This is a genomic window from Alcanivorax sp. P2S70 (assembly GCF_000475295.1).
Classification (GTDB): domain Bacteria; phylum Pseudomonadota; class Gammaproteobacteria; order Pseudomonadales; family Alcanivoracaceae; genus Alcanivorax; species Alcanivorax profundi.
Genome location: NZ_AXBZ01000070.1, coordinates 1 through 3,898, shown reverse-complemented (window position 1 = coordinate 3,898; position 3,898 = coordinate 1). Strand labels below are relative to the sequence as shown.

Here is a 3,898-nt window from a genome sequence, read left to right as displayed (position 1 = left end):
AGGGGGCGAACCAGCCTGAAAAACTGAGCATGCAAGGAATTATTCAGAGGTTCCCTCGGTCCATATTTCATTCGAACTTTTGAAGGTGCTGTCATGATGGGATCTCATTCGGGTATCACTCTGGGCTGGATGTCCCTGCTGCTTTTGACCATGGGATTGCTGGCGGGGTGTGATAATGACCCTCGCGCAACAGGGGAGGCGCCTGCAGTAAAAGGCGAACAGCGGGTTCTCTCTGGCAAGGTCATGTACCGGGAAAAAATCGCCATGCCGGAAGGGGCGACCTTGACGGTTTCCCTCGCTGATGTATCGCGGATGGATGCGCCTGCCGACATCATTGCCGAGCAGCATATTGATGCCCCTGGCCAGGTGCCGGTGCCTTTTGCGTTACGCTACCAGGCGGATGCCGTTGATCCAGAACGGGCCATGACGTACGCGGTGCGGGCGGAAATTCGTGGCGCAGGGGGTGAGTTGCTATGGACAACCACCCAGCGCAACGACGTGGATTTCAGTGCCGGAGTGCCGGCCGATATGACCCTGATGCTGGAGAAAGTCGGCTCGGTCAAGCGCGGCGCAGTGATCATGAACCGGGAACAGGCCCGCAAGCGTGGGGCCGATTTCTGGGCCCAAGGCAATGAGCCGGGCTGGCATTTGGTCATCGTACCCGAAGAGGTACTGGTGTTTGTCGGGGATTATGGGCAACGAACCGTCACCGTTCCTAACGCTGGTGCTCTTACTGAAGATACCGTGACATTGTACGAATCTACCTCGGAGTCAGCCGCCCTGCGTGTGGAGATAGAGAAGGGCGGTTGTGAGGATGGAATGAGCGGAGCGGAGTTTGCGTATCAGGTCTCGGTAACGCTGAATCAGAAGCTTTACCGCGGTTGCGGTGAAGATCTTTAATTGTGTCACCCTTTCCTGTGAAGGTTTTCTGGTAGCATGAGGGCAGATTGCGGGAACGCTTTGCTTTACTACACCAAGGAATCTCCATGCTTGATTATATTGCTCTTGGGCTACTGCTGTTTGTGGCGCTGGTGCTGTTTTACGGCGTCATTGTCATTCACGACATCCCATACGATATCGCCAAACACCGTGACCACCCCCATCAGGATGCAATTCATGTTGCCGGTTGGGTAAGCCTCTTTACCCTGCATGTCTTATGGCCGTTCCTCTGGATCTGGGCCACCCTGTATCGCCCCGAGCGGGGTTGGGGGTTCCAGCAAATACAGGAACAGCAGAAGAGCGATGAGGCATTATTACTGTCTATGCAGCAAACTCTCGATGCCCAGGCACAGCGAATTGATGCCCTGGAGCGCAAGCTGGAGGGGAATGCCTGATGGAAACGCTGATTCTCCTGACTTATGCCGCCATCTGTGTCTTTATCTTCAAGGTCTTCAAGATTCCGTTGAACAAATGGACGGTGCCCACCGCCATTCTGGGAGGTATCGTACTGATTGGTGCCATTATTCTGGCGATGAACTACAACCACCCCTACACCGATAAGGTGCGCCAGATCTATGTGGTGACTCCTATCGTGTCAGAGGTGCGGGCGCGGGTCCTGGAAGTTCCGGTGAAGCCTAACACCCCTGTCAAGAAGGGGGACCCTCTGGTCATTCTGGATAGCACCCGTTTCGAGGCGCGTGTGGCACAGCTCGAAGCGCAACTGGCGGATACCGGACAATTGGCCGAAGGCAATGTGGCCTCGGTGGCGGAAGCCCGCGCCAAAGTGATGCAAGCCACTGCCAAGCGCGACCAGGCGGTGCGGACCCTGCGCCGGTACCAAGGCGCGCCAGATGCTTTCAGCCGACAGCAAATCGATACCCAAACAGAGCGAGTTGCTGCCAGCCGGGCGGATCTTGATGCCGCACAGGCTGCACTGGCTAAAGCCGAGACCCAGCTTGATGGTTCAGTGGATGGGGACGACCCTGCCGTGGCAGCAGTGAAGGCGCAGCTTGAGGAGGCTCGCTTCGATCTGGAGAACACCGTAATCCGTGCGCCAATGGACGGGTTTGTCACCCAGCTGGCGGTGCGCCCAGGCATGATGGCTGTACCCTTGCCCCTCAAGCCTGTTGCCAATTTTATCAACCAGGAAGAGCGGCTCTACGTTGCCGCATTCCGTCAGCAATCCTTGTTGCGGCTGGAGCCGGGCGCAGAGGTTGAGATGGCTTTCACATCACTGCCGGGCCAGGTTTTCAGCGGTAAGCTGGTGCAAGTGATGCCGACCATTGCCGAAGCTCAGCTGGCTGCCGGTCAGGCGCTGGTAGGTGGCGCGGCTTTCCAGAAGATGGATAACGAGGCCATGGTGATTATCGAGCTGGAAGGGAATGACGAAGTACAGTCCCTGCCCATGGGGGTCAGTGCCCAGGCAGCGGTGTACACAGAACATCTGCACCATGTAGCGATCATCCGCCGGATCCTGCTACGGATGATGAGCTGGCGACATTACCTCTACCTGGATCACTGATCCTGGGTGTGAGTATCATCACGGGCGGCCTTGGGTCGCCCGTTTTGTTTTGGGCTGCCGGGGGAAAGCAGGTGAAAGACAAATCGGCCACAGGCCAGCCACAGCAGTAGAACCAGCAAGAGAAAAAAGACACTGCCGTCCTGGTAAAGCGCCAGGCTTAACGGCAGAAACAGCACGCCACTGAACAACAGCGCCATGATCACCGTAAGTTGGCGCCGGCGTTTGAGACTGGCAGAAGAGGGTTTCGGGTTCATGCTGTGGAGTTTAGCATAGCGAGTGTCATGCCCCAGCCGGAGCCATTGTCATCCACGGTTATCCTGTTCCTGCCGGTCCTGTAGACCGGGAAATCACCATCAACAAAAGCCGTTTTATCACCTGGCTCAGACCGGTGTGCGACCGTGATGAGGCCATGGCTATCGTTGAACAGGCACGTCAACGCTACCCGGATGCTTCGCACCATTGTTATGCCTACCTGCTGGGTAACCCCGCCTCAGCCCAGGCAGCCATGAACGATGATGGCGAGCCCTCTGGCACGGCAGGCAAACCCATTTTTAACGTCATTCAGCACAAGGGTATGAGTGATGTGCTGGTCGTGGTGACCCGTTATTTTGGCGGCGTGAAACTGGGGGCAGGGGGGCTGGTACGCGCCTACGCGGCAGCGGCGGAGTCGGTGCTGGCGGAGGCCGAAAAGGTAGAGAGTGTGCCGCAAGTACTGTGTCGGCTTGAGATGGGCTTTGCGCAGGAACAGCGGCTCAGGCATTGGGCTGCATGTCATGATGGGCAGGTGGAAGAGGTTAGCTATGGCCAATCCGTGGTCATGACATTGCGTTTTCCCCGTGATTGGATGGGGGAGCTGGAGCAGCTCTGCGCGGCCGAACAGATTCAGATTACTCTGCCATGAGCGGCCCGTTTGTCTGGCTCGATGTCGTAATTGGCTCTTCTCTTGCCTTTGCATCTGGCCCATGGTGATCTGATAGGACAATAACGACAACTGAGACTCTGGAGCGTTCATGGCTGACCGTCCCGTTATCGACCCCAATCCGAAGACCCTGCCCGACATCCTGGCCTCGCTACCGGATGACACTCCTATCGTTATGCTCAACCTGCTGCGCTTTCGCGACAAAGCGCAGTACAAAGATGGCGAAGCCGATTACAGCGGCCGCGAGGCCTACCAGAAGTATTCCGAAGTGGCCTTTGGCAAGGTCAAGGGGGTAGGCGGCGAGATGGTCTGGAAAGGGCGCGCCCTGGCGGGTGTCATTGCGCCGGAAGGGGAAACTTGGCACAGCGTCCTGCTGGTTCGCTATCCCTCCAAGCAGGCCTTCGCCTTGATGCTGGCCGACCCCGAATACCGCGAAGCCACCCGGCACCGTACTGCCGCGTTGGAAGAGGCGAGATTGGTGGCGATGCAGGAGGGATAGGCAGTTAACAGTGAATAGT

At 57.3% G+C, this 3,898-nt stretch carries 6 protein-coding genes; 5 read left to right on the top strand and 1 reads right to left on the bottom strand.

Going from position 1 to position 3,898, the window contains the following annotated elements:
• The first annotated feature begins 93 nt into the window (after positions 1 to 93).
• The 3 genes from Q672_RS33880 to Q672_RS32745 all read left to right on the top strand — a co-directional run bounded on the left by Q672_RS33880 (position 94) and on the right by Q672_RS32745 (position 2,461).
• A complete protein-coding gene (locus Q672_RS33880) occupies positions 94 to 900 on the top strand; it encodes a YbaY family lipoprotein (protein ID WP_022986771.1) in 807 nt (268 codons plus the stop codon).
• Between the two features lie 86 nt (positions 901 to 986).
• Complete coding sequence (locus Q672_RS34430) at positions 987 to 1,334, top strand: DUF3302 domain-containing protein (RefSeq protein WP_022986770.1); 348 nt, start codon at positions 987 to 989, stop codon at positions 1,332 to 1,334.
• Positions 1,334 to 2,461, top strand: coding sequence for an HlyD family secretion protein (locus Q672_RS32745; RefSeq protein ID WP_022986769.1), 1,128 nt, complete (start codon positions 1,334 to 1,336; stop codon positions 2,459 to 2,461). The genes Q672_RS34430 and Q672_RS32745 overlap by 1 nt, the downstream gene beginning before the upstream one ends.
• Here Q672_RS32745 and Q672_RS33875 read toward each other — a convergent pair.
• Positions 2,455 to 2,715, bottom strand: coding sequence for a hypothetical protein (locus tag Q672_RS33875; RefSeq protein WP_022986768.1), 261 nt, complete (start codon positions 2,713 to 2,715; stop codon positions 2,455 to 2,457). The genes Q672_RS32745 and Q672_RS33875 overlap by 7 nt on opposite strands.
• Before the next feature lie 44 nt (positions 2,716 to 2,759).
• Between Q672_RS33875 and Q672_RS32740 the strand changes: the two genes are divergently transcribed.
• On the top strand, positions 2,760 to 3,362 hold the full coding sequence (locus tag Q672_RS32740; protein ID WP_326929260.1) for an IMPACT family protein: 603 nt from the start codon (positions 2,760 to 2,762) through the stop codon (positions 3,360 to 3,362).
• A gap of 109 nt (positions 3,363 to 3,471) precedes the next feature.
• Positions 3,472 to 3,879: a DUF1330 domain-containing protein gene (locus Q672_RS32735; protein WP_022986766.1), complete on the top strand. Its 408-nt coding sequence runs from the start codon at positions 3,472 to 3,474 to the stop codon at positions 3,877 to 3,879.
• Positions 3,880 to 3,898: the final 19 nt, after the last annotated feature.